The following is a 25645-nucleotide window of genomic DNA, read 5'->3' on the forward strand; positions in this document are numbered from 1 at the left end:
GGCGTAAAGCATGACAACCAGATGGGTCCAGGCATCGAAACGCTTGATGTACCTTTCTCCTGTGTGTGTTCGGCTATGTTGGAGGACTTGAGACTTGTCTAAGAGGTGGAGCAGCTGACTATAGATGGGCTGTCCGAAGAAATGCTTACTTTTACTCATCGTTACCTTGCATTGGTTTGGCGACAACAAAGTAACGAAAAGAGGGCTGACTTCCTGATACAGGAGCCAGCCCTTAATTTATTACTTCAAAAATTTTTATCGGACACCAATAATTGCGTAATGAGATTTAATTCTGTGAGAGGAGCGATTTTACCAGGATTTTCCTCTGATTTGCAGCAAAAGACTGTCGCATTGTTTTTGAAGTTTCTGTTGTACAACGGGATCTTTCTGGATACGCACGGCTTCTTTCATATCATCGAAGAAAGCAGTATATCCCGAATGATTCATATACCGTGCAGCCGCTAACTGTACGGATGGATTTTGCTCATACAGCATTCCCCGTACCCAGTTTTTGCCATCCCAGGAACAAACGGAAAAAAGGTATTCTATGGCTTCGATCTTTTCTTTCGAAGTAGCTTCTTTTTGCAATAACATAAAAATTTCTTTTTCCCTCACCGCCACATCTTCGGTGCACAGTATTTCCTTGTTGAATTTATCGGGATCGACGCTGACATCGTTATATGCAATCAGTTCTGCCCCCATGGCAGCACGCAACAGGCGTGGAACCATCCACTGCATGCCTGGAGTGGCTTCGGGGTGTCCTACGGAGCCGATTACATGGCCTTTACCGTATCGGGTATGTGTAAAAAACGGCTTGTTGCCGGTTATATTTGCAGGAGCATTTCCCTCGATGTGTACATCGCTCATCATCGTACCCAGAATATTATACCGGGGAGCATCTGCTTCATCGGCGTTTACGAGTGCAGGCCCCTCGTAATACATCAGATAGAGCGTATCCCGGTCGGCCACTTCGGGGAATGTTTTCTTGCCTTCGGGCGTAAGCGTTACCTTACAGATACCATGCCCCCGATTATCGTGTTCGATGTCGATGGCTTTTGCTCCGATCATATTCATGCAGGCATATTCGGGGGTATTGCTAAGCATATACGCTCCGGCACATATCCCGAAAACCGTTCCACCCTCCTTGACCCATTTTTTAAGGGTTTCCCTGTTGGATTCTCCCATATCCATATACTGTCTGCTACCACTTCCTCCGGGAATAATAAATGCATCCAACCCTTGCAAAGAGCCTCTGGAGATATCGTCCGGTGTTATATAAGTAACCTCCATACCCGGATCTATCAGACACGCGGCATAAGCCTCCCTTATACAAACCGCAGCACCTCCGTATCCCTTGAAAACACCCACTTTGATAGAGTTGCTTTCATTCGGAACAAGCTCTTTTCGCCGGTTGGTACAACCACAAAGGATTACGGAAAACAGCAATAACATCAAAATCGTTAATCTTCTACCCATACGCTTTTATTGTTAAATGTTAGAACATGTATCTCATTGTGTCAATGCTCGATTTTACGCCAGTAAGTAATCTCATAGCCGGGCAGAGTTTCGGGATAAATAGCCTTTCTGAAATCTTTGAGCAATAAATCCGGCCTGTATATGCCACTCTCCCAAAAGTCGTTGCCGCCCTCCTTGCTGGAACGCTTGTCATTCATATAGATATTACCCGTTTCAAAAGCTTTGAAATAAGCGTATTTAGGGTTTGTGCGCTTCAAATCGTCCAGATTTTTAACACCGGTAATCCCCCACATAAACCATACATCATCATTACGGTGTATATGCAAAACCTGCTCTGTGCTTAGCGGTGTCTTTTTATCGACGTATCGAGGAGCATTGTAAACCGCTCCCACCTGGCGAAGAGCATTTGCCGCATAACTGTTGCTCGATGGCAGATACCAGGCACCTTGAAATTCCTGTCCGTGCAAAACCGTCTTTTTCGTCTCCGGTGCGGGCATTTGTGCCGTCATCATGTAGTCGGCCTCTATTCCATTGAAAATACTGTCAGCCCGTGCGGCGCATCCCATGAGTTCTCCAAACAGTTTCAGCCACTCGGCACGTCCGAGAAGCGTTTCCTCTTGCCATTCATTAACCAGCACCATGCTGATGCCGCTTTCTTTCAACCCTCCCCGACGGCTCCTGAAATCATATTGGGAATGTAAAATAAGATCGGGATGCCGGGCTATGATAAGCTCGTTGTTTACCTCCATTCCCTGCCCCACATTTTGTATTTGTCCCTCAGATACGTGCTTCCTTATTTCGGGGCCGCAATATTTCTCTACGTCGATACCTCCCACGATGCGGTGTGCGTAACCTAAAATATCCAATCCGCCTACATACGTGGCCGACAGGCAAACTATGCGATTCAATGGCAACTGTATGAATATGCTTTCCGGATGTGCCTGTTCTTGCATATTCGACGGTAACGGACTTTCGCCTAAAATATATCTTGCCAAAGTATCCTTAGGGTTGACCGGATTCGTAATAATAACCGACTTATACCCTTTTTGCCACACTGATATTCGAAGTCCTTTGGCATGTTTGATCTGCGTAGCGAAGTTAAGACTCCCGGACAAAGAGTCTGCACCGGATATTTTGCCCGGCTTCGAGTGTTGTTGCCGGCATCCGGTGAAGGTAAGGAGCAGAATAAAGATTAAACCCTGAATATAAATGGTAGAATTGTGTTTCATTATGGATGGCGATTTATCTTTTCAAAGATAGCGAAATGCTCTGAGAATAAGGCTGATATAAGAGCTTTTATACAAAAATGGAGACAGAAAATGAAAGAACAGGCCTGTCGAGTTATGTTTAATTTTGTCTAATTGCTAACTTTCGGCAATAAAATCAATCATAAATATGATGTCTGAAAAAGAAAAAGGATTCGGCAGCGATAACTTCTCGGGTATTTTGCCGGAGGTATTGCAGGCGATAGTCGAAGCCAACACGAACCATGTGCACTCATACGGAGACGACAAATATACAGAGCTCGCCACGACAAAAATTCGCGAAATCTTCGGTTGTTCTTGTCCGGTTTTCTTCGTCTTCAACGGTACCGGGGCTAACACACTCTCCTTATCTCTGGCTGCCAACAGTTATCACGCCGTAGTTTGTGCCGATACTGCCCATATCGCTGTAGATGAATGCGGAGCTATCGAACGCCATGTGGGTTGCAGACTCTTTACCATAAACACACCGGAAGGCAAGTTGACACCCCGAATGATCAGCCGTGTGGTCTTTGAAAATCAAGGGGATCAACATCGCTCGCAGCCGAGAGTTATTTCTATCAGCCAGTGTACCGAACTGGGAACAGTCTACAAACCTGATGAAATAAGCGCATTAGCCGATTTCGCCCACCAAAACAATATGTATCTGCATGTAGACGGAGCACGGTTGGCAAATGCTCTTGCATACTCAGGCTGTTCGGCCAAAGAAATGATAACCGATACAGGCGTGGATGTGCTGAGTTTCGGAGGAACAAAAAACGGCATGATGATAGGAGAAGCGGTTGTGGTGCTTAATCCCGAACTGTCCGTCGACGGTTGCTATATACGTAAACAATTGACGCAGTTGGGTTCGAAGATGCGCTTTATCAGTGCACAGTTCAACGCAATACTGGAGGACGGTTTATGGCTGAAATCGGCAAGTCACGCCAACAGTATGGCACAGAAATTATTGCAGGGCATTCGAAGTATAAAAGGAATGGAACCGGTCTACCCCGTTCAGGCAAATGCCGTTTTTATGAGTTTGCCTGCAGAGGTCATTCCGAAACTGCAAGAGCAATGTTTCTTCTATATATGGCAGCAGGATAAAAATATAGTGCGTTGGGTTTGCTCATTCGATACCACCGAACAGGAAGTGGAAAATTTCATCGCCATGCTAAAGAAAACTCTGGCATAATCCGGGCGAATTGAAAAGTAAGAAGCGACATTACCGTAAATCTCTTCTTATGGATTTACCTCTATAAAAAACCACAAACACCTACTTCGGCATCTGTGGTTCTTTCTTATTCTTTTTCTGCTCTGCCTGAAAATACTTGCAATAGATCTGAATGCCGCATTCTTCACATTTCGGTTTTCGTGCGATACAAACGTATCTTCCGTGCAGAATGAGCCAGTGGTGTGCTGTGGACAGCAAGTGGTTCGGAAAATTCTTGACCAGCTCCTTTTCGGTTTCAAGAGGAGTTTTCGAATTGTTTGTCAGTCCTATACGATTTGAAACTCTGAAAACATGTGTATCGACAGCCATAGCCTGTTGTTCGAAAGCCACGGACATCACCACATTAGCCGTCTTTCTCCCCACCCCCGGCAACGAAGTCAGCTCTGCCATGGTTCGAGGTACTTCACCATGAAACTTTTCAACAAGCATACCCGCCATCTCCGCCAGATGCTTTGCTTTACTGTTGGGATAACTGACACTTTTTATATAGGGAAGTATCTCCTCAAAAGAAGCCGAAGCCATAGTACGGGCATCGGGATAACGTGCCAAAAGTGCCGGCGTGACCATATTGACCCTTTTATCCGTACATTGTGCCGAAAGCATCACGGCAACCAACAGTTCGAAAGGGGTTTTATAGGTCAGTTCCGTTTCTGCAGAAGGCATCGTTCGACTAAAATAGTCTACGACGCCCCGATAACGTTCCGTTTTAGTCATATACCATTGTTAATGGGTGCCTTTGAACTGCTCTAAGAAACGAAGATCGTTTTCCGAGAACAAACGCAAGTCTTTAACTCTGTACTTCAGATTGGTAATCCGTTCGATACCCATACCTAAGGCATAACCGCTGTAAATACTGCTGTCGATACCGCAATTTTCCAAAACATTGGGATCGACCATACCGCAACCTAAAATCTCCACCCATCCGGTATGTTTGCAGAAATTACAACCTTTACCGCCACAAATATTACAGGATATATCCATTTCTGCCGAAGGTTCGGTGAAAGGGAAGTAACTGGGGCGCAAACGTATCTTGGTATCGGGGCCGAACATTTCCTGCGCAAAAAACAGCAGCACCTGCTCCAAATCGGCGAAAGAAACATCTTTGTCCACATAAAGGGCTTCCACCTGATGAAAAAAACAGTGTGCACGATAAGAAATAGCCTCGTTGCGATAAGTCCTTCCCGGGCAGATTACCCTTATGGGCGGCTGAGTGGTTTCCATTACACGGCTTTGCACGCTGCTCGTATGGGTTCGGAGAACAATATCCGGCCTGTGTGCAATAAAGAAAGTGTCTTGCATATCGCGAGCCGGATGGTCTTCTGCAAAATTCATGGCCGAAAACACATGCCAGTCATCCTCGATTTCAGGTCCCTCGGCAATACTGAATCCCATACGGCTGAAAATATTGCAGATCTCTTCTTTCACCAAAGTCAGAGGATGGCGTGTACCCAACGGCGTGGGATATGCCGTACGGCTCCAGTCGATATTGTTTTCTTTGGTAACTGCAGACTTTTCAATGAGTTCTTTCAGGTTTTTTATCTTCTCCGAAACGGTTGTTTTCAAAATATTCAGCCGTTGCCCGATTTCTTTCTTTTGTTCGTTGGGCACATTCTTAAATTCGTCGAAGAGTTGAGAAATAGAGCCTTTTTTGCTTAAATATTTGATGCGAAGAGCTTCCACCTCTTCGGCTTTCTGAGCTTTGACCTCTTTTATCTCGTTAAGTATCTTTTCAATCTTTTCTTGTATCATAGTAAAAAGTCCGTAAGAACCCATGTAATTGTTAGTTAATAACAAAATTAAGGAAAAATGCCGTATTCAAGATGTTTATTAAAAAGATTGGAAGCGATGACAGCATAGAAGCAACACGCTGTGAGTTCGAAACCATCCGGCAGTTAAAACCCGAAATAAACGTATTGCACCACCTCATCCATTCAACAACAGAAGATTGTTTTATATTTTCTCTGCCTGCACATTCCGGTATCACCGGTACGTAATCATTGTTGTTCGATTCCATAATACTTTGCTATTGAGTGAGTAATTCATCATCTACCCGCAAAAATATAAGTGAAAAACAGGCACAAAAGACTTAGGATGAAGCAGGAAATCAAAGGAGTAAGCAGGAACGAAAAAACGCAGAAATATCTCAAAAAGATTGTCTATCTCAATTTTCATTTATAACCTTGCAGAAAGAAAATCAGTAAGCAGTTTATGGAAGGTTATAAGGCTGCAAGAAAGTAGATTGTGGAGTGGTGTAATTTTAGTATCATAAAAAGACAATTTAAGGCGAATACTAAACGCTCAGAACTGATTATAATTGTCCTGTTACTTGTCATTCATGTTTCATTAGTTTGGCTGTATCGCCCGTACGTTTATGCCAATTGCGATGAAAAGGTCGGATTTGCTTTTTCTGTGGTGAATAACTATCCGAGTTTCTCTGCTGTGCTTCTCGAATATTTAGTATTCAAAATCTATTATTTAAGGAAATCCAAGACTCTTAATGTTAGGTGGAAGTATATATTGTTGGGAGCTGTGGTGACTGGAAACTATTTGTATGAAGGCCTTGACATACTGACAGGTCAGGGTGATTGGTACGATATGATTGCTATTACACTTGGGGGAGTATTTCTTTTAACATTTATTCATCTTAAAGATTAAATCAAATACGAAAGAATTAGATAATATCGGACTGACGTGTACTGAAAAAAGTTGACAATAGAGCTATGTCATTGAAAGAAAAAGTTGAGGCTATTTCCTCTAAGATTATTTTGTTGGTAATCGCTTGTGGCGTTTGGATTATTGTCCTGCAGAATGCAGGAGTAATACCTACTTCCCAGAAGGTGTATGTGACTGGAGGAGAAGTTAATGTAAGTGGAAGTGTGGATGTTGATAATACAGTAGACGTTGAAGTCCAGAATACAGTTAATGTCACCGAATGGTAACACCTCGGACTGATAAATACCACCCCCCCCTTTCGTTCAGCTACTTACTTTATCAAGTCCCTAGCTGATAATGATAGGGGCTTTGCCCGGTGTCGAAGTAGAGGATATCCCGTTTGCTCTCGGGAAAGCAAGCCCGATACTCCACCACTTGCCCACCAGCGAGTGCGGAGGCGACCAAGGCGCTCACATTGAAAGTCTTCTTTACCTTGGCTTTGCCTGTCGAGACACTGAAATTGCCCTGCGTGCCGATGACGGCATCGTCCACACGCAGCACGATAGGCGGTAGACTAAACTCGTCCGTCACCCGAATGAGTGATTGTTGCCAAATGGTTTCGTAGTCTGTTGTATTCATCTGCGTCCCCCTGTTTTGCAACCAGCTAACTCGAGGGTGAGGTCTGCGTCCACGACAATCTTACGCCTGACTTGGATAATGGTTCGAGGTATAAGACTGTCATCGTGGCAAATCTGTCGCTCACATTCACACAAAAAGAGGTTCGCAGAGCATCACCACCTAAACGCCTCACACCTTCTTCTCTCACCCTCAAATCCGAAAAAGAAGTTTTCTGTGTTGAATAGAGAATCCCTTTAGCCCCTCTCCCGATAACTTCATATCTTTGTAAATAAGTTATACTCAATCAGAACCAGATATATGGCAAACAAAAACCTCAAAGAAGCCAAGGCTGCAAAGAACGACGAATTCTACACTCAATATCACGATATTGAGATAGAGATGAATGCATACCTAGAATACAATGAGCATGTTTTCAGAGACAAGACGATTCTCTTACCCTGCGACGACCCCGAATGGAGTAATTTTACAAGGTTCTTTGTAGCTAAGTTCGAAGAACTTGGGCTGAAGAAGCTCATCAGTACGAGCTTTGCTCAGGAGAGCAAGAATTACCAAACAGATTGGCAACCGACCCTTTTTGAAACAGAAGACCCTCGTTTTAATGCAGAGAAAACAGCTGTTTGTGGTAAGATTTTTACGCTCACACATGACACCAACCATAACGGGAAAATCGATATAGACGACCTTGAGTGGGAGTATCTGGAGGGGACGGGCGATTTTCGTAGTCCTGAGCTAATGGCACTGAGAGACGAAGCCGACATCATTATTACTAATCCCCCGTTTTCACTCTTCCGTGAGTTTTTGGCTTGGATCATGGAGAGCGGCAAGCAGTTTGCCATCATTGGTAATATGAATGCGATTACTTACAAGGAAGTGTTTCCTCTAATTAAAGGAAATAAAATCTGGCTGGGGGCGACAGGAAATGGAAAAGATATGGTATTTGCAGTTCCTAAAGGTGCTAAAGTTGATGAAAAGGATAAGCAAAAGGCAGCTCGGTTAGGGTATATTGGAGACTATACAAGATTAGGTAACTCTTGTTGGTATTCTAACCTTGAACATGGACGTCGTCACCAACCTTTAGCCCTTATGACGATGGAAGACAATCTGCGATACAACAAGAAAATGAAGGGTAAGGTGGCTTACGACCAATACGATAACTATGATGCTATCGAGGTGTCTTTTACCGATGCAATCCCTTCCGACTATGATGGCGTCATGGGAGTTCCTATATCTTTTTTGGATAAATATTGCCCGGAGCAATTTGAAATCTTAGGGTGCACTGAAAGCGAAGGAAAAGGATTTTCTAATGGACTTTGGTGTAAAGAAAGTGGTATTGCACAGCCTCTTGTACAAAGCCAAAGGGTATATAAACGTCTTTTCATCAAAGCAATATCCGAATGAGTATTCTCGCATAGACCTCTTTATTGTAAATGGTGAACCGCCTACCTGGGATAGGATTATTTTCTATATATCGGTCTATCCCTAAGATTTCAAATAACTTCTTCGTATAAATAGACGTTTAAACACTTCCTTTCCTTTGATGTAGGAACTTCGTCCGTAGATGCCGTTAGGATCTTGCTCCACCCCTCTATTACACCCTAAGATTTCAACTAAGTAACTAAATACACAATGCAATAAATGAAAACAGAATTACATACCGAATGGACAGTAGCCGACATCTGCAAAGGCTTTGTTTACAACGAGCTTGAGGGCAAAGGGCTTTTCGGCTTAGACGGCAAGCTCACAATACAGCCAGAGTATCAACGGCATTACATCTATAACGATGGTAAGAAAGATGTTGCGGTGATAAAGTCAATCTTAAGTGCTTACCCCTTGGGCTTGATTTATTTCAATCTCACTTCCGAGGGGCAGTATGAGGTACTAGACGGGCAGCAGCGCATTACCTCTATCGGGCGTTTTGTAACGGGGAAGTTTGCTATCGAAGATGCCAATGGCAATATCCAATACTTCTCGGGCTTACCTGCGGAGCAGCAACAACTCATCTTAGGCTCAAAGCTCTTGGTGTATGTCTGTCAAGGCGAAGAGCGAGAGGTCAAAGAATGGTTCAAAACCATCAATATCGTAGGAGTAGCACTCAACGAACAGGAGCTACTCAATGCTATCTACTCGGGGACATTTGTCAATGCAGCGAAACGAATCTTCAGTAACTCGCAAAATGCCGAGGTACACAAGTGGAGCCACTATATCAAGGGCGATGTCAAGCGACAAGATTATCTAAAGATTGCTCTCGAGTGGGTAAGTGCAAGCCTGCATAAGACGATCGATGCCTATATGAGTATGCACAGGCACGATGTGGAGATTACAGAGCTAGAGCATTACTTCCGCTCGGTAATCGATTGGGTTGCCACGATCTTCACCATGACCGAAAAAGAGATGTGTGGTTTGGAATGGGGGCGTCTCTACGAAACATATCACACTACACCCTATGGTATCGATCATATCACAGCACGCGTGAAAGCACTCATAGAAGATGAGGCTATCAAGTGTCCTCGTAATATCTATGAATATGTACTAGGAGGAGAGCAAAATACAAGTCTGCTTGATGTGCGCTTTTTTGACGAAAAGGATAAGAAAGCAGCCTACAAGCGACAGACGGAACGAGCTGAGAAAGAAGGGAAATCGAATTGCCCATTGTGTGCCACTGGAGAAAACGCCAATAAAACACGTATTTACAAACTCTCAGAGATGGATGCCGACCATGTAACGGCATGGAGCAAAGGTGGCAGCACAACTCTTGCCAACTGCGAAATGCTCTGCAAGACGCATAATAAGTCCAAAGGGAATAAATAAACTGTTTCTCATCTCGTACATATCAGGTGATAATAATATATCTATGGACAACAAAAGTAATGTATAAGATGAAAACAACATTTGCAGCAGTCGCACAACTATGGAGTCAGGCGAAGCAACCACTAGTGAAGTATTCGACAATGTGTGCCTATCGCCTAACTCTTCGCTCTCATTTGCTACCTCGATTTGGGCAAATGACTCAGATAGCAGAGACCGATGTCCAAAACTTCATTATCGACAAGATAAACAAAGGGCTGTCCAAGAAAACCGTTCGAGATATCGTTGCCGTACTCAGGGCTATTATCAAGTACGGAGCGAGACAAAATATATTTGAGTCAGAGAATTGGCAGCTAAGATACCCTACAATCGAGAGCGGAAGCAGGCTACCTATACTGTCACTGAAGCATCAACGCAAGCTGATGACTTACCTCATCGAGCAACCAAACTCTAGAAATATAGGGATATTACTTTCGCTCTGTACCGGTATGCGCATTGGAGAGGTGTGTGCATTAGAATGGTCTTGTGTGGATTTGTCTCATCGAATACTTCGGATAAGGCAGACAGTCGCACGCATATATGATTGCGAAAAAGGAGCTACCGAGCAAGTCTTTAGTACTCCCAAAACGAAGCATTCGTTTCGAGAGATTCCTATGTCCAGACACCTATTCGAGGCTTTATGTACAGTGAAGAAGCACTCCGTCTCGTCCTTTGTGGTTGGCTCCTCCATCAGTGCTATAGACCCTCGTACCTATCGAGATTATTTTACCCGAGTACTCAAGCAACTGCAAATACCACCTATTGTTTTTCATACCAGAAGGCATAGAGAATTTTATAAGCGTCAAATAATCAATAGATTATGTTGTTCGTTAATAAAGGGAGGTAACGATAAGGAAACCAGCAAACTTCTATACTCCACCTTATTTTGCCATTTCAAAGAACCGCTTTTTAGTTTTGCAAAAATATTATTTTCTAAACAGAAAGACAAATATTTATCTACTTTTTTATTAGTTATCCATGAAAGATATCTCTCTTTAGAGGCATTTCTTTTTTAAACGCCTCTCATCTCTATTTAAAAATTTGAAAAATGTTTTTTGATAAAATACATGGTGATTTCTATGTAATAAAAAATGCTCGTTAATATTTTCCAAAAATTGGTATGTATCTAATAAAGTATGAAATTGCTTATACCCATACTTATTTTTTCCAAAGGATGAAAGAGCATCGTAAAAAATCAAGGCTAATTCTTCGTCTGACAATTGTGCTTGTAAAATATTTAAATAACGTTGAATGTCAGTATTCTCGGTTTTATCTTGAACTGCATTCCTTTCTGTTACGACAAAGTTGATCGTATTGTAAATATATCTAAAAAAATAGCCTATACTAAAATTGTGCTTTCCAACGAATGAATCAAAAAAATCTAGTATACAGCCTTGAGCCATATCTTTCTCTGTATCCAATGAATTGCTTGACAGCCTATCCATAATAGTTTCAAAATTATCCTTGTTCTCTTCTTTTGGATAGATTGTGTAATATTCTTTCATTAATCCATAATAGTCCCATATCGTTGTAATGTTGGGGGTATTAAAGTGTTGAGCAATGTTTTTATTCACATTATCCCTAACATCATCTAACATTAATAGGAGATTAAAATATGTCGTTTCAAAGCGAGATTGCTCTTGAGACTGTTTAGATAATTCAAACTGTTTCCGTTGTTCTCTGAATGTTATGAATAAGAAGATAGTTGCTGTTATTGTAAAGAGTATACCAATTGTACCTGAAATAAAACTTCCAAGGTTATTCTTTAGTTGTTCAACAACATAACTATTACTAAACACCTTTTGTGAAATACCCATATACAAAAAGTATACACATAGGAGTATGCCTGCAACTAAAAAAATAATTGCCATCCAAAACATCAAATTTTTCTTCATTCTAATTATCCTCTTGTATTTCCCTTATAATAAATGTTGTCAACAGATGTGCTTGCCTATTAAGCGACTCATAAGTAGGATAATTGTTTGAAGCAAGCTCAACATTGTCTGTTATATCCATAAAAGTTCCCAGTTTTTCTATGTCTTTTACTGATAACTGCCTTGCTTGCCCTTCAATTATTACTTCAAATTTAACATCTCCATATTGCACACCTTCAATGCTAAAAACATTAGATGAATCAACACGCTGTATTCTATTAAGAAGGCTTCTGATATTAAAGAAATTATTTCTTTTAGCAGTGTAAACAATTTCTGTATTTCCCACCTCATCATTAGATATTTCATTGTTTGTCATGCGCGAAACTTTGAGATCTTCCTTGTGCACCTGTTCAAAAGTTATCTTCTTTGCCCCTCCTCCTATAGAACCAAGATGTTGATTTATAAGTCTTTGTAAAACTAATGGATTGATTTTTAAAACAAAATTGTTTTCATCATCTTCAATAATTCGGGGGGCTAAATATCCTCTCAGTTTACTTTCCAATAAGCTATAGATACCTAGATTCCCAATTCTTTCTAAAAGCAAAAAAGCAACTTTAGAATCTTCAGGAACATAAAAAAGGAAATAGAAAGGAATAAGAAGAGCTTCATTTACACTCTTGGTATGTGTTGCTTCTCCTGTTAAAACATTAACCATATTTTCTTCTGTTCCGTAATCACCTGTTTCAATAATTCCAGAGATATACCTTCCGTCAGTAAATAGCAAATCCCTCCCATCTCTTTTCATAATTCGAAAGAATTTTTCTTCATCTCGATTTTGAGCAACATCTTCATTTACTGAATTATACCTTAAGGTGTTAAACAATTCATTAATAATATCAATAATATCAAATCCATTCATAAAGTCCGAAAGCACTATTCGGTCATCCCTTTTTCCTTTTCTGTTTATCGATAATTGATAGAGGGCTAAACTAATTTTTCTTGCCATAAGATGTGTCTCTTTTATTTTAAATTACCAATTGAATGTCAACAGATTCTTGAGTTATAGAATACTGTAGAAACAATTAGTCGATAAAACTATAACAATGATATACAGCATTTTGCATGGCTCAAAGAACCTATTGCAAAGATAAGGGTATGTCGTGAGAAAAAAGAATTTTCTCTCTTAATTTTTTCGTAAAGCCGTCTGTTGGGACGGCTTTTTGTTTTCTGTGTATTCTATTCTTATGATGAAATGCAGTCTCCGAAGACGGCGTTTTTTGTTTTCGCCCTACTTCTGTCCCTGCACATCCTCCACTTATGCTCGTGTATCATGTCGGAATCGGTTGTTCGTTGTCAGCGGCAAAGGTAGTTCCGGGCATCTACGGACAAAAAAGGTCGGGGCGGCAAGCCGTTTAGACGACAATCTCCACACTTCCATTTCATTGCAGGTAGTATTCTCGCCGTAAAACCTTGTTTGTCCTAAGCCCTACCTTTTTACGCCACTGAAACGAAAACGACCGACCTGACGGAAAAACGCATAAGAAAATGTCGGATATGCGAGAAGCAGGGAAAAAGAAAAAGTTGAAACTCAACTCCCTCTCCTCTGGAATCCGCATAAAATCAAAAATAGTCATTCAAGAAGAACAGATGAAGTAAAGCGGTCGGCAGATTTGCCGATCGCTCCTTTTCTTTCTTATGCTTCGGGCGGACAAAGCCCCCCCAATGAAAAACAGTTCGTTACTTTTGACAGCGAGTTGATACGGCTCAAAAGTAACAAAAAGCCATTGCTAAATGCCTCACAATAGCTTCTTGAATTTTATCTCTGCCAATCTGTTGATTTCATCTTTGTAGGTCTCAAGGTGATGAAGGATAATGTTCTCCACATAGATACCAATGGTCACATCTCTGTTTCTCATCGACATGACTATTTCCGCCAGCGTGTCTTGCAACTCTTTGGCAATATAGATGGTCTTGCGATTTTTCAAAGTATTGCGACAGATGAAAAGCGACTCATAATCGCCCTCGTCAGCCTTTCGCCTTTCTCTTCTTGGGACTTTTGAAAAATCCTTTGATATTGGTTCGTCATTTGGACGTTTCGATTCGACACACTGCTCTTCTGATAGAGAGCGTTTCATCTCACTCTCTTTTTGTTTCATGGGAATACCTTGCGAGAAAAGTTCTCGAATGGCAATGGAATCAATCGTTCCGGTTTTCTTCTCTGTCATATTTTTTTGTTTTAATTGTGATACATTCTATTATCTGTTTCAATACGGGCATATTCCCCTCTCCGAAAGAATCTCCCCATTATCGAAGATTGAAACTGCCGTGGATAGAATCCCCTTATTGTTTATGTATTCCTACAGGGTGTTCCATTTTCGCTTATCAGGACAACCGTTCGATTGTATCTGCTTTCGCACATCCCAACGTTCGAGTGAGAGAATCAAGGATATGTTCTTTGATATCCCCCCTTGCCTATATCGCTCATCGAAACGTGATGTTATCGAAGACGCATCCCTCCACCGACATATTCGACAGTGCAAATATATGGCTCGGAGATGCTGTAATCAGCGTGATTTCCTTTAGTGCGTACTTGTGGCGTTAATTTGGATAGTTGTGACTTCATATGAGGTAACGAAGTTAGACATGACGCTTAGTAATTTTGCACCCAAGCGGTAAGCCGAAGCTTTCGAGACATAAAGTGCTCTTTTTTGAGTGATTCGTTTTCGTCCTTCATGGACAGACTTATTTGCATCGGGCAAATAGCAAGGTATGTTTTATGCAGCACGACTTCGTTTTTGCAGCATAAAACCCTTGCTCTTGCAGAGGGCTGAAAAACTCCGAAGTCGTTTTTCTTGGAAGGGAGAATGCGATGCCTCAAATGCCGGTGATGTCGTGAAACACTAAAATCCAAGGTAAGAAATGAAAATGAAGAAAATTCGGAGCATACGCTCCAAAGAGAAGACAGAAAAGCGTGTTTCGGTCAATTTCACGCCGACGGAATACGCTCATTTTCTCACGATGAAAGAGGAAAGCGGTGTGCAAAGTCTATCACTTTTCATCAAGGCAAGGGTCTTTAATGAGACCTTTCGGGTGATAAAAGTGGATCGTTCGTTGCTCGATTACTATCAGAAACTGATAACTTTGTACGGACAATTTCGCAGTGTCGGGGTGAATTATAATCAAACTGTGGTCACTTTGAAAAGCAATTTTACCGAGAAGAAAGCCTTTGCTATGCTCGCCAAGTTGGAGAAAATGACACTTGAATTGGCTATTATTGGAGGTGAAATAGTACAACTTACTCGTGAGTTTCAGGAGAAATGGCAACATCGACAATAGCCATTTACATTGTATTATTACTCCTTAATGAAAGAAAATCAGGCTTCTCAAAATGAGAGGGAAGCCTGATTAACCTTTTGATGGCGATTACCGTTTCTTGAACTTGCCTCCTTTCAGGTCGCTCTCTACCATACGCTTATTGAGTTTCTCTCGGAGTTCGTCAAGGAAATAGGTGCGACTGTCATCCTTGCGACGTTTCATGTTCATATATACGTTGTAGCAGTTCTTTATCTCCACTCCGAAGATTTCGGAAAGAGCGTCTGCTAGTTCCTCTACACCTATTTCTCCGTTGTTGATACAGTCGCAAGTGTCAAAGGCATAGAGTAGTTCAACTAAATCTGTTGCTTTGCCTGTCCAACAGAATTTCTTGGTTGCTTTAACGGGCAAGGCAGGAAGAAGTCCCTGTATTCGCATCTTCAGTAATTCAAGCTCCGTGTCAATGACAAAAAGTAGCTCTGATACATTTTTTCCCCAATTCAGTTGTTATTTCTGATTTTTCAGCCATACCACCCAAATGGAATCGAGTGTAATGGAAAATACGATATAATGATGCAAGATTTGCTTCGGTTTCTCCTAACCTTATAATTTCCCTGACAAGATTGTCTGTTGCAGTTTTGCTATTGTTTGAAAACAGCTGTTCAAAGGATTCTGTTTCAATCAGTCGTTTCATATTATGATTTTTATATTGCTAAATTATTTGTACTTATGATAAATGCACAAAACCTCCATCTGTTACAATTTCTAATTGCAACAAATGGAGGTCACAGGGAGAAGAGAAGTCTTACCTGCCTTGTTCCAAAGTACGGGTGGTGAAATAACTATCTGATATTGAAGGTGTGAATTTAATGGCATTGTTGTTTAATACCGATTTTCTCTTGTTTTTCAAATTAACCATAGTCATTTCCTTGAAGCGGTACTTATGGTTCTTTGTATCCACTTCGGTAATTGCGGAGACGGTCATTTCCTTTTCTTTCTCACCGGCAAGGTTATAATAAGTAGCCTTCCGAATAACGAAAATCCGTTTATCGATATAGGAGATTTTCTTTGAGAATCCGTTTTCATTGGCAATCGTCTTGTTTTTCGGTGTGATTTCCAAGACATAACAATCATATCCATCGACTTTCTGCTCAGTCAAGAATTTATAGTCGAAATCTTCGACAGCAGGTGTGGACATATCGGCGTAAGAAAACTCAGACCCCATGAAACTCTTTGCATTTTCAGAACTCACAATGCGTCGGGTTTTACGAAGGGCTGGCATATAAATCCACTTGTCGTCGTTCTTCTTCAAATAATCGAACGATAGAAACCCGGTGCCTTTCACATCAGCAGGCTCGGTAAACCGAATGAGTTTCTTTTCCAGACTCCCATTCTCGTAGAGTTTACTGACGATAGTCATCTTGCGAACCCGTTTATCTCCCGACGGACTGTAAATAGTCATGGACGATTGTGTTTCCATCCCGGCAACACGAGTGGTTTCAATGGCTTTCTGCTGTATTTGTTGGGGAGACAATCCTCCCTGTGCATGAGCAACATTTGCCCACATAGTTGCGATGGTTATAATCGCTGATAAAAAAACTTTCATTGTATTTATTGTTTGATGAATATTCATATATCAATCTTCTTTGAAAAGCAAATCTGCTTTCGGGCAAAAGCTTAGTGGCTTTCTCGGGAAAGCTTAGGAGCTTTTGAGGGCTTCTTCTTGAGGTTTTATTCTCTCAGTCATTTTATGTCATTTGCTACATGCTTTCTGGATCAAGAATTTCGGTTTCAGCACCATACATAGCGCCGGTACGAGTAGCACTGCGGCAATGAGGCATACGAAGATGATTGTCACCATCATCATTCCGAAAAAGCGGACAGGCAGGAAGCCTGAAAAGAGCAAAACCACAAATCCGATAATAACGGCAATGGCATTGAATACGATACCGCGTCCCGTAGCCTTAAATAAACGGTGGATTGCCTCCTTATCATCATAACCTTCACGCCGTTCCTCCCGATACCTCCAGACGACATGAATCGTGTAGTCCACACCTACACCTATAAGGATAGAGGCTTGGAAGGCGGTCATAAAGTTTAGGTCGATACCGAAATATCCCATCAATCCGAAAAGCATCAACATGGCAAACACGAGCGGAACAATTTGCAGTAATCCTGCCTTGAGCGACTTGAAGCCGAGAGATATAATGATAAATACAACAACGAGTGAAATCAACAGAGAAAGAAACTGTCCGTTTACGACATGCTTGTCCATATCCGTGAATACATCGGCATTGCCGCCAACAAGCTTTACATTGGGGTCATCTTTTACCATCTCCCTGATTTGAGCAACACATTGTCGCAATACAGGCGTGTTCAATTCCTTGAATCGAATCATCAAAAGGGCTTTCTCAAAATTGAAATCCACCATCTTTTCCAAATCCCTCTGACTGCCGCTCATCAGATACAACTCGAAGTATTGCGATACGGCATCATAGGTGTCGGGGATTTTATCATATCCTTCTTCCCCTTTGTTGTAAAGAGCACGGCTAATCTGGCGCGTAACTTTGGCGATGGATTGTGTTGTCCCCACTTCAGGTATTTCACGTACCTTCTTCTCTAAATCATCGATTTTCTTCAACAAGGCAGGTTCTTTGATGTCGCCTTCGAACACGACACAGAGAGGGAAGAAGCCCCCCAATTCCTTATTGATAATTTGTGCGGACTCTTTGGCTGGATGTCCGTCAGGGAACAATTCGGCGGGATTTGAATTGATGCTGAAACGCAATAGTCCGGCTGCTCCGATTAGAGAAATGACTACGAATAAAACTAAAATGGTCTTGGGCTTTTTCGTTACCCAATTGGCAATAAAATCCAACAATCTGTCCAACCCTATTCCTCTTTTGTTTTTAGGATTGTCATCCGCTCTCAATCGAGGCTTCGTTTTGGGAAGTACCGAACTCAATGCGGGAATAAAGAACAGACTGCCAATCAAGGCAAGCCCGATACCGATACTGCCGAGGACACCCATCTGCCCACCGGGAATCAGCACATGTCCCAACATGCAGAGCAGCCCTGCGATAGTTGTCAGTCCAGACAAAATGATGGGAGCACCGAGACTTGTAACCATCTTGACAGACAGCTCTTTGGGAGTATAATTGTTTCCGGGAAGATTGTCTCTTTGGTAGCGAGCAAACATGTGTATGCCATAGGAATTAGCGGTGGCTATCAGCAATACAACCAAAATAATGGTCGTAACGGCAAACTTCCATCCCAACAAAGGCGTTGCACCCAATGCCGTGAATATCGCCATAACCACAATTAGAATGGGAAGCCATACGCCTCTGAACTGACGGAAACTGATAAAGAGAAAGACCATCATCAACAACAATCCGAGAGGAATGAGCCGAGCCATATCCTTCTGCATCATTCCCGCATTCTGCATCCGCATATACGGAGAGCCTCCCAAAAGAACTTTCTCTGCACCGGGATATTTGGCAATCATTGCCTCCACTTGGTCTATTACCTCCTTGTCCTTTGCTCCGGGTTCAAGCAATCCGATAATGGCTGTGGTCGTAAAATCCTTGGAAACCACGCTTCCATAGACAAGGTCGTTACCGGCAAGCTCTTTCTTAATAGTGGCAACATCTTCAGCAGTCCGTGGAATCATCTTCACGGCCGCATCAACGGTCATTGCATCATTTTCGCTGCGGACGTTTTTCAATTCAAAGACAGACATTACCCGTTCTATGCCTTTGATGTTCTGCATATCCTGTGAGAAATGCTCTACACGTTCCAACGTCTTGTCGTTTACGACATCATCCGTCTGTACGACAATCATCACCATATCCGTTCCTCCAAACATCTTTTCTATCTGTTTTTGGTTCATACGGGAAGGCAAATGCTCCGGCAGATAGGTAAGCAGGTCGGGATTAAAACTTGCATTTTTCATCTGAAAGCCCATGAAGGCTGTCAGTGCAAGAAAGAACACGATGACCGCCCAGCGGTATCGTATCACAAATTCAGCTAACTTCTTCATTCGATATTATTTTGAGATTAGATAATCTAAAACGAAACTTTCAACTCCGTAAAAACCGAGTTCTTGGTCTTTTCCAATATCCCGAACAAGCGGTCGTCCGGTCCGTAAAACAGCTGACCTCCCACCGTGAGTGTAACGGCATCGGCTATGGCATAGCGAACCTTGGGTTGGAAGAAGTATTCTTTTGTACTGAACTGACACAGTCCGAGCAGTTCCACGTTCAATGTTTCGTGGAGTAATGACAGTGCTGGTCTGACCGAAACCGAATGATTCCAACGCTCGTGCTGCGTGAAGACGATACGATTCAGCGAGTTAAGTTTCCGTTCCATCGGGTTGCCTTTGATGTCAGACTTTAAGTCCGCAATATACTTACCAATGTACTGTACAATCAGACTGAAATTATCCCAGTTTCGGTCAATCCCTATCGTATATTCTACCTGCTTGTTGGGAACGGAATAGATGGAATTATTACTTTTTTCGGGGAGTGAACAGGCAAACTCGCCTCTTAATCCGTAGTTGCCCAACGAGGTGGAAAAGTCCATTCCGACAACATGCACCCGATAGGGCTTTTGCGACAAAAGGATTTCAGAAGGAGTCTTTTCATAAGCGATGCCGGGAAATTTATGTAACCCGTTGTAATAGGAAAGAGAGAGGTCGAAAGAGGGTTTTTCCAAATCTATTTTCACTCCGAAAGACTGGTCTTTCCATCGGTATGGCTGTTTTTCATTCTTCCATACAATCCCATCTCCCATAGGCTTTCCGATGAATGGGAACAATGACGATTTGTAAACGGGTATCCAATCCACTTCGATACGGAACGGATAAGGATTAAAGACTCCTTTCACGATAAAATTTCCCAGACGTTTATCGTCTTCCTCCGGTGAGAACACACAAAAGTCTTGGGGTGTAACGTTATTGGTCGGATTAAAACCGTCTGCCCGTCCCCAGAGAACGATTTGCTCACCCACACGAAAATCGAACTTGCCAAGATTAAGATTTACATAAGCCTCGCGGATGTCGAACTTATGATTGTTGTTGCCATCGGCTCTGTAACGCACTTCCGAAAAGGCGGAAGCATTCGTACCGATGGGAACTTCCAATTTCAAAGCACCTTCTCCGTAGTAATTACGTATTTCTTTTTCTCCTCCGAAAATACCTGCACGGAGGTAGCCGTTGATTTTAATGCGGTTATCCTGCGAGATTTCTTCTGTCTGGAGAGAATCCGCTTCATTCGGAGATTGCGCATAAACAGAAATACCGGAAAACAATGAAAAGATTGTTACTCCGGCAATAAACTGAAACTTAAATGTCGTTATTTTCATTGCCTGATGTTTTGCAGGCAAAGTTCGGAAGATTGCTTAGGGCAAAATAACCCTTAAACGGTAAGTAATATCCCTATTGCATCATACTTACAAAGAGTCGAGATATTGTTTGGGTTTTATTCTGTGATATTTGCGGAAAGCCTCCGTGAAGTGGCTGAGATTGGCATATCCGATTTTATAGCCCACTTCGGATACAGAGTAAAGACGAGTGGAAAGCAATCGTTTTGCCCATTCCATCTTTTCGGACAGGGCATACTCGGCGATGGCTTTTCCAATAACCTGTTTGAAACACTTTTGTAGTTTGGAGCTGCTCATTGCTGCTTCACGTGCCAGTTCGGGAATGCTCGGTACGTTGTTTAAGCTTTGTAAAATCCGGCGACGGACACGGAAGACAGCCTCCACATCGTTCAAATTCAAGTTGGAAAGAGATTTTACCTCCGACCGTTTTTCAAGTTTTTCAAGGAATATTGTCAGCAGTTCTATTGCCTTTCCGTGCAAATGGAGGGGATAGAAAAGCACATCGCTTTTGGCTGTGGCCTTAATGCCATCCAATACTCGTTGCATAGCAGGTGTGATGGTCTCGAAGAGATAAAAAGACTTGTCCGACCGGAGCAGCCGACCGATGTAGGTCTCGTGAGTCGCATCCATTTGCTCTATCCAATCCTTGTTGAAGGTCAATGTGATGTTTTCATACTGCCGTTTGGGAGCGAAAGACCATTCCGTAGGGATATTGCTCGAAGGCATGAAGATACCGTCGAGCGTGTCCACCCCGACCGTTTTCGTGCTTGTGCCGATAATCTGCTCGTGCTTATGCTCGTTGATATAGAACATCACGGGAATCCATTTCGAATTTTCCACCGAGCGACGCACCATTGTCATCGGTTCATACGACATGAAACTGATGTAGGTCAATGTGAGCCATGACAACGGGTAGTATTGCTTGAAAAAGCCACTGCCCACTGAGGGCGGAACGGTAAAACCATCGTTCGTTAACGATGTGCCGAATTGCTCGGCAACCATCTCCATCCAATCTTCGGGCTTGTTGATGGCACAAAATTCTATAGTCATATTATCATGTCTTTTTGCAAAACTACAAATAAATACGGATAAAAACTTGAATTATCGCAAGTTTTTATCCGTATCGTTCTAAAAAAGTATTAGCAACTTCATAGGAAATACTCTTTGATAGTAGATTACTCAAATGCAACTAAACTTGACGGTACTCCCACGGCAGTAACAACGGGTGTTTGCGAGCATTCATCCGTCTTGGTATTGTAAGTATAGTACCCTGTGCCTTCTTTGCAAGTCATACCAAAAACGATAAAATCTTTGTATCGTGTACAAGCAAAAGCTCCCATACTTGTAGTCAAAGGAAGATTGAGTTTTTCGATGGTTTTATTCCAAAGGTTGATTTTAACCGGTTGATAGTTGAAATCAAGAATTGACGATTGCATAGGGTCTGCGTGTTGTGTGTAAGCCGGAACATTGATGCAAGCATACGCAATTCCGTTTCCTGCATAATAGAATGGCAGGATATATGCTGCTTCTTTATCAAGTCCTATTACTTTGGTCTTAGACAGCTGGAAGTAATAATTTTTATCCCATTCATAAGTACCTTTTTTAATACGTAAGAAGCCATCTTTCAAAGGGTTCATTCCATCCATACCTATACTGTAGAAGTAAATATCACCATGCTCATCTTTGATGGCGGTTGAGTGACGGAAAAGCCCTACGGATGCGGTTCGATTATCTTTAATTACTTTTTCCACGGTATTTGTTTTCAAATCGACGATGGCTACTTCTGCTCCTGTGCCAGGCCATGAGGTGTGAGGCGAATTTTTCTGATTAAGAGCGACATATAGTTTCCCCTCACGGATTACATTGCAGCCTGGATCTGGATTATTGTCATTCGTTGCATATTTTGCAAGATCTATCTCGCCTTTTTGTTGCATCGTTTGAGGATTGAATATGCCAATCTTTCCTCGTTTACTGAGCGACGCATAGGCTGTTTCATCATTGAGGAAAGCTATTTCTCCTGGACGAGAGTCCTGACCAAAAGTCATTGTCTGACCTTTTACCAAACGTCCTTTGATATCTCTGGTGAATTGATGAATTTTATCACCCCACACTCCTTCGGCAATCAATACTATATTGCCACGGACAAAGGGATAAGTTCCGAAGCCAAACTCGTATGTATTTTTATTGTTGACCTCTTTCTGCGAGAGATCCGAGAATGTCCCCAAATAATCGGTCTTTTGGTCAATCTGATTGATAAAGACAAAATGCTGCTGCACCTCTTGAGGGGTAGGCGTAGGGTCATCATTTTTGTTACAAGATGTCAGCCCTATGGAGCCGACCAGCATAGCAGAAAAGGCTATGCGACTGAAAATTGTTGTGTTCATCTTTTTATATTTATTAAATTAGAAAATTCCTTTCGAGAAGACACATCTGAATTTCAGATGGAATGTTCGCCCTGCCAATGGTTGGCGAAACTGATCCCAGACCTCTTTATTCATCAGGTTGTGGCATTCCAAAGCGATGGAATATTTATTCTTGTAGGTCAGTAGCAGACCTATATCATTGACGAAACTGCGAGGAATACGCCGTTTCTGCAATTCGGTAAGCTCCCAAAAGTAGAAGAACTCTTCCGTGAACTTCCCGTCCCAGAATGCCTTGACATACCAGTCCTTGAACAATCGGTCGCTGTGATATTCCGCTCCGAAGTTGGCGAACAGGTAGGGGATATTAGGCAATCGCAAGCCTTTTGTCGGATTGGGGGCTTGGGTACCCGGCAAATAGTCCAAGACATCGCGTACATCCTGATAAGTCAGGTTCCCATAGGCGTAGACCGTCGGCGATATATCCAATTTCAATTCGGTTTCTACACCCTTTATATGTACCCTTTCTGCATTCACATATCCAGCTGCCATGTGCTGTTTCATCAGTTTTATCATATCGCTCACCTGCATATAAAAGCCGTTCACCTCAAATTGCAATCGCGACAGTCCGAATACGTCATTTTTGTCTATCAAGAAGCCCAGGTTGAAGTTGTGACTTTTCTCCGGTTTCAGTCCGGCAGCAGGAAAGGTGATGATACCGTCACCGAATAGTTCTTGTGAATTAGGGAGGCGTATTGCCCGTTGGTAAGATGCTTTCAGGTGAAAGCCTCTGAACGGTTCGTACTTCATTGCCTCTATCCATCCGATTTGCGATGTCGTATTGCTCTTTTTCTTCGGAGCTTCGATTATCTCATAAGAGGTCAAGTCCTCTATCTCGGAATGGAGATGGAAATACTTTGCAGAGAACATATTCGTCAGTTTCCTGTCGAAGAGTTTCGCTTCCCAAGTCAATCCTGAGACAACACTGGTCTTTTTGCTTGGAAATCCTCCGATAATAAATCCTGCGTGCTGACTTGCAATGTCATCATTCGGTTGTCTTTGGGCATAGTTGATAAGCGTGTTCAGGTTCAGACTATGATTGGCGGACAATCTGTAATCAAGGTTAAGGCGTTCGTTGATTTCCAAACCTTTGTCGTTTGAGTTGTGAGGGACGTCTCCCGTTTCTCCCTGTCCGTTCGGGCTTGGATATATATTTCCCTCGAAATCGTGATTCACCCGTGCCGTATCCACAAAATTGTTCGTCGTATGCGACAGGGAGAAATGTGACTCAAAGTTAAGACGATTGTTCAGCATCCCGCTTTTCATCAGTTTGTTTTCGAGCATAAACATCCCGGATTTGTTTTCAGCGTGCTGGATATTCTTCAATACTCCTTGTATCTCATTGAAACGGTTGTAATACCCGAACTCGGTACTAATCTCATCGAACCAGAGTTTCGTGAAAGCGATTTTCCCTTTCAACATATACGAACGAAAACGATCGTGGTCTCGCTTTACCAACAGGTTCTCTCTTTCGGGAACTCTAAATGAGTAATCATTCTTTGCCGATGTATAATAACCTCCCGCACCGAGCAGAATACCGCTCTTGGGAAAGTTCTTACGCGAGAAGACACTTCCCTTGTGTGTCCGGTAAGAACCCAGTTCATACGAAGCATCCAAATAGTCCGTACTAAACTCCTTCGTGACGATATTGACGGCACCACCCAAGCCATCGCAACCGAAACGTGCAGGGATAATGCTTTTATAGACCTCTATCCGTTCGATAATGTCTATCGGAATCTCATCAAGAGAAAACGTTCCATCCGAGGTACTCATGGGAATGCCATCCCAAAGAATCTGAATGCGGTTTCCTTCCAATCCGTGAACAATAATCCTCGAACTGCTTCCCAATCCACCTGTCTGCCCGACCTTCAAGCCGATGGTTTTGTTCAAGATGGTTTCTAAAGAAACGGAACGTCCTTGCAATTCCTTTGCGTTTATCACTGAAACCGCTTCGGGCGACTCTCTGATAACCTGTGCTTTTGTTTTTCCGAAGACTACCACATTTGCCAACTCCGTCGATTCCGGACGTAACTTCAGGGTATGACGCTTCACATTTGTCGTAATCGTGTCGGTAATTGTCTGGTAACCTACGTAACTTACCCTTAGTACAAGTTTTTGATGGACAGGCGTATTTAGTTTCGCCACTCCTTTTCTGTTGGTGGTTGTACCGTTCTTGTACGAAGGATCGTTCAGACCTTTCCATTGCACAGTGGCAAATTCTATACTGTTTCCATTCTCTGCATCAATAACTTTTATTTCGATGGAATGCTGTTGTGCGAACATCGGATAAGCCCACAGCAATAGGATGCTGACGATGAGCACTCTTTTGGATGAGCACTCTTTTGTATAAATGACTACTGAGTCGATTGACATATCTTATCTGTTTGTGAAAACCCGTGCAAAATTACCCACCTATCGAATAAAGAAATATCCCTGCTATCCAGACTTATACCCCTATTGAGTTTTATATGTGTCAAGTTATCGTTTTCGGGCAGTGTAATGCTCATTCGGGTTATTTTACCCCTGTGCGTCTCCGTACTTTTGCATCTTAGAAAAACAAAATGATACATACAT

Annotated in this window: 23 protein-coding genes and 2 pseudogenes; 7 read left to right on the top strand and 18 right to left on the bottom strand. The window is 42.3% G+C overall.

Going from position 1 to position 25645, the window contains the following annotated elements:
- The 3 genes from A3GI_RS10455 to A3GI_RS0103680 form a co-directional block, all read right to left on the bottom strand.
- Window positions 1-159, bottom strand: a 159-nt coding sequence (locus A3GI_RS10455) for a DUF4372 domain-containing protein (RefSeq protein WP_018360125.1), incomplete at its 3' end; no start/stop codon positions are given.
- A 150-nt stretch (window positions 160-309) separates the two neighbouring features.
- The gene (locus A3GI_RS0103675) at window positions 310-1476 is read right to left on the bottom strand and encodes a BPL-N domain-containing protein (protein ID WP_026215915.1); all 1167 of its coding nucleotides are present in this window, start codon (window positions 1474-1476) and stop codon (window positions 310-312) included.
- A gap of 41 nt (window positions 1477-1517) precedes the next feature.
- Entirely contained in the window at window positions 1518-2705 is a 1188-nt protein-coding gene (locus A3GI_RS0103680) for an ABC transporter substrate-binding protein (protein WP_018360127.1), read from the bottom strand.
- A gap of 166 nt (window positions 2706-2871) precedes the next feature.
- Between A3GI_RS0103680 and A3GI_RS0103685 the strand changes: the two genes are divergently transcribed.
- Window positions 2872-3912, top strand: a complete 1041-nt coding sequence (locus tag A3GI_RS0103685; protein WP_018360128.1) for a threonine aldolase family protein — start codon at window positions 2872-2874, stop codon at window positions 3910-3912.
- Between the two features lie 81 nt (window positions 3913-3993).
- On the opposite strand, the gene nth is transcribed toward A3GI_RS0103685, so the two are convergent.
- Together nth and pheS are read right to left on the bottom strand one after the other, a co-directional pair.
- Window positions 3994-4665, bottom strand: coding sequence for an endonuclease III (gene nth / locus A3GI_RS0103690; protein ID WP_018360129.1), 672 nt, complete (start codon window positions 4663-4665; stop codon window positions 3994-3996).
- A 9-nt stretch (window positions 4666-4674) separates the two neighbouring features.
- Complete coding sequence (gene pheS / locus A3GI_RS0103695; protein WP_370445995.1) at window positions 4675-5700, bottom strand: phenylalanine--tRNA ligase subunit alpha; 1026 nt, start codon at window positions 5698-5700, stop codon at window positions 4675-4677.
- A 71-nt stretch (window positions 5701-5771) separates the two neighbouring features.
- Here pheS and A3GI_RS11600 point away from each other — a divergent pair, with 71 nt between their 5' ends.
- A complete protein-coding gene (locus A3GI_RS11600; protein ID WP_018360131.1) occupies window positions 5772-5945 on the top strand; it encodes a hypothetical protein in 174 nt (57 codons plus the stop codon).
- Window positions 5946-6671: 726 nt separating this feature from the next.
- Window positions 6672-6890 carry a hypothetical protein gene (locus A3GI_RS0103710; RefSeq protein WP_018360133.1) on the top strand — a complete coding sequence of 73 codons (219 nt, stop codon included), beginning with the start codon at window positions 6672-6674 and terminating at the stop codon, window positions 6888-6890.
- A 61-nt stretch (window positions 6891-6951) separates the two neighbouring features.
- On the opposite strand, the pseudogene A3GI_RS0103715 reads toward A3GI_RS0103710, so the two are convergent.
- Window positions 6952-7242: pseudogene (locus tag A3GI_RS0103715) on the bottom strand (AAA family ATPase); the annotation flags it as partial.
- Window positions 7239-7334 (bottom strand): annotated as a pseudogene (locus A3GI_RS11605) (DUF3853 family protein); the annotation flags it as partial. The pseudogenes A3GI_RS0103715 and A3GI_RS11605, both read right to left, overlap by 4 nt.
- Before the next feature lie 205 nt (window positions 7335-7539).
- Between A3GI_RS11605 and A3GI_RS0103720 the strand changes: the two are divergent.
- The 3 genes from A3GI_RS0103720 to A3GI_RS0103730 all read left to right on the top strand — a co-directional run bounded on the left by A3GI_RS0103720 (window position 7540) and on the right by A3GI_RS0103730 (window position 11102).
- Complete coding sequence (locus A3GI_RS0103720; RefSeq protein WP_018360135.1) at window positions 7540-8640, top strand: adenine-specific methyltransferase EcoRI family protein; 1101 nt, start codon at window positions 7540-7542, stop codon at window positions 8638-8640.
- 237 nt (window positions 8641-8877) lie between these two features.
- On the top strand, window positions 8878-10050 hold the full coding sequence (locus A3GI_RS0103725) for an HNH endonuclease family protein (RefSeq protein ID WP_018360136.1): 1173 nt from the start codon (window positions 8878-8880) through the stop codon (window positions 10048-10050).
- Between the two features lie 68 nt (window positions 10051-10118).
- Window positions 10119-11102, top strand: coding sequence for a tyrosine-type recombinase/integrase (locus tag A3GI_RS0103730; protein ID WP_238319994.1), 984 nt, complete (start codon window positions 10119-10121; stop codon window positions 11100-11102).
- Here A3GI_RS0103730 and A3GI_RS0103735 read toward each other — a convergent pair.
- From A3GI_RS0103735 to A3GI_RS0103750, 3 genes are all read right to left on the bottom strand, one after another.
- Window positions 11082-11981: a putative phage abortive infection protein gene (locus A3GI_RS0103735; protein WP_018360138.1), complete on the bottom strand. Its 900-nt coding sequence runs from the start codon at window positions 11979-11981 to the stop codon at window positions 11082-11084. The two genes, A3GI_RS0103730 and A3GI_RS0103735, sit on opposite strands and share 21 nt — an antisense overlap.
- A gap of 1 nt (window position 11982) precedes the next feature.
- On the bottom strand, window positions 11983-12966 hold the full coding sequence (locus A3GI_RS0103740) for a hypothetical protein (RefSeq protein ID WP_018360139.1): 984 nt from the start codon (window positions 12964-12966) through the stop codon (window positions 11983-11985).
- A 790-nt stretch (window positions 12967-13756) separates the two neighbouring features.
- Window positions 13757-14185 carry a DUF3408 domain-containing protein gene (locus tag A3GI_RS0103750; RefSeq protein WP_018360142.1) on the bottom strand — a complete coding sequence of 143 codons (429 nt, stop codon included), beginning with the start codon at window positions 14183-14185 and terminating at the stop codon, window positions 13757-13759.
- Window positions 14186-14879: 694 nt separating this feature from the next.
- Between A3GI_RS0103750 and mobA the strand changes: the two genes are divergently transcribed.
- On the top strand, window positions 14880-15296 hold the full coding sequence (mobA, locus tag A3GI_RS0103755; RefSeq protein ID WP_018360144.1) for a conjugal transfer protein MobA: 417 nt from the start codon (window positions 14880-14882) through the stop codon (window positions 15294-15296).
- Between the two features lie 87 nt (window positions 15297-15383).
- On the opposite strand, the gene A3GI_RS0103760 is transcribed toward mobA, so the two are convergent.
- From A3GI_RS0103760 to A3GI_RS0103790, 8 genes are all read right to left on the bottom strand, one after another.
- Window positions 15384-15710 carry an RteC domain-containing protein gene (locus A3GI_RS0103760; protein WP_018360145.1) on the bottom strand — a complete coding sequence of 109 codons (327 nt, stop codon included), beginning with the start codon at window positions 15708-15710 and terminating at the stop codon, window positions 15384-15386.
- A 22-nt stretch (window positions 15711-15732) separates the two neighbouring features.
- Complete coding sequence (locus A3GI_RS10460) at window positions 15733-15966, bottom strand: hypothetical protein (protein WP_018360146.1); 234 nt, start codon at window positions 15964-15966, stop codon at window positions 15733-15735.
- 111 nt (window positions 15967-16077) lie between these two features.
- Window positions 16078-16878 carry an outer membrane lipoprotein-sorting protein gene (locus A3GI_RS0103765; protein ID WP_018360147.1) on the bottom strand — a complete coding sequence of 267 codons (801 nt, stop codon included), beginning with the start codon at window positions 16876-16878 and terminating at the stop codon, window positions 16078-16080.
- A gap of 147 nt (window positions 16879-17025) precedes the next feature.
- A complete protein-coding gene (locus A3GI_RS0103770) occupies window positions 17026-19311 on the bottom strand; it encodes an efflux RND transporter permease subunit (RefSeq protein ID WP_018360148.1) in 2286 nt (761 codons plus the stop codon).
- 26 nt (window positions 19312-19337) lie between these two features.
- Window positions 19338-20633, bottom strand: a complete 1296-nt coding sequence (locus A3GI_RS0103775; protein WP_018360149.1) for a hypothetical protein — start codon at window positions 20631-20633, stop codon at window positions 19338-19340.
- An 87-nt stretch (window positions 20634-20720) separates the two neighbouring features.
- Window positions 20721-21701 carry a helix-turn-helix domain-containing protein gene (locus A3GI_RS0103780; protein WP_018360150.1) on the bottom strand — a complete coding sequence of 327 codons (981 nt, stop codon included), beginning with the start codon at window positions 21699-21701 and terminating at the stop codon, window positions 20721-20723.
- A gap of 125 nt (window positions 21702-21826) precedes the next feature.
- Window positions 21827-23035, bottom strand: a complete 1209-nt coding sequence (locus tag A3GI_RS0103785; RefSeq protein ID WP_018360151.1) for an NHL repeat-containing protein — start codon at window positions 23033-23035, stop codon at window positions 21827-21829.
- A gap of 18 nt (window positions 23036-23053) precedes the next feature.
- A complete protein-coding gene (locus A3GI_RS0103790; RefSeq protein ID WP_018360152.1) occupies window positions 23054-25444 on the bottom strand; it encodes a TonB-dependent receptor in 2391 nt (796 codons plus the stop codon).
- Window positions 25445-25645: the final 201 nt, after the last annotated feature.

Source organism: Porphyromonas macacae DSM 20710 = JCM 13914, assembly GCF_000379945.1.
Lineage (GTDB): Bacteria > Bacteroidota > Bacteroidia > Bacteroidales > Porphyromonadaceae > Porphyromonas > Porphyromonas macacae.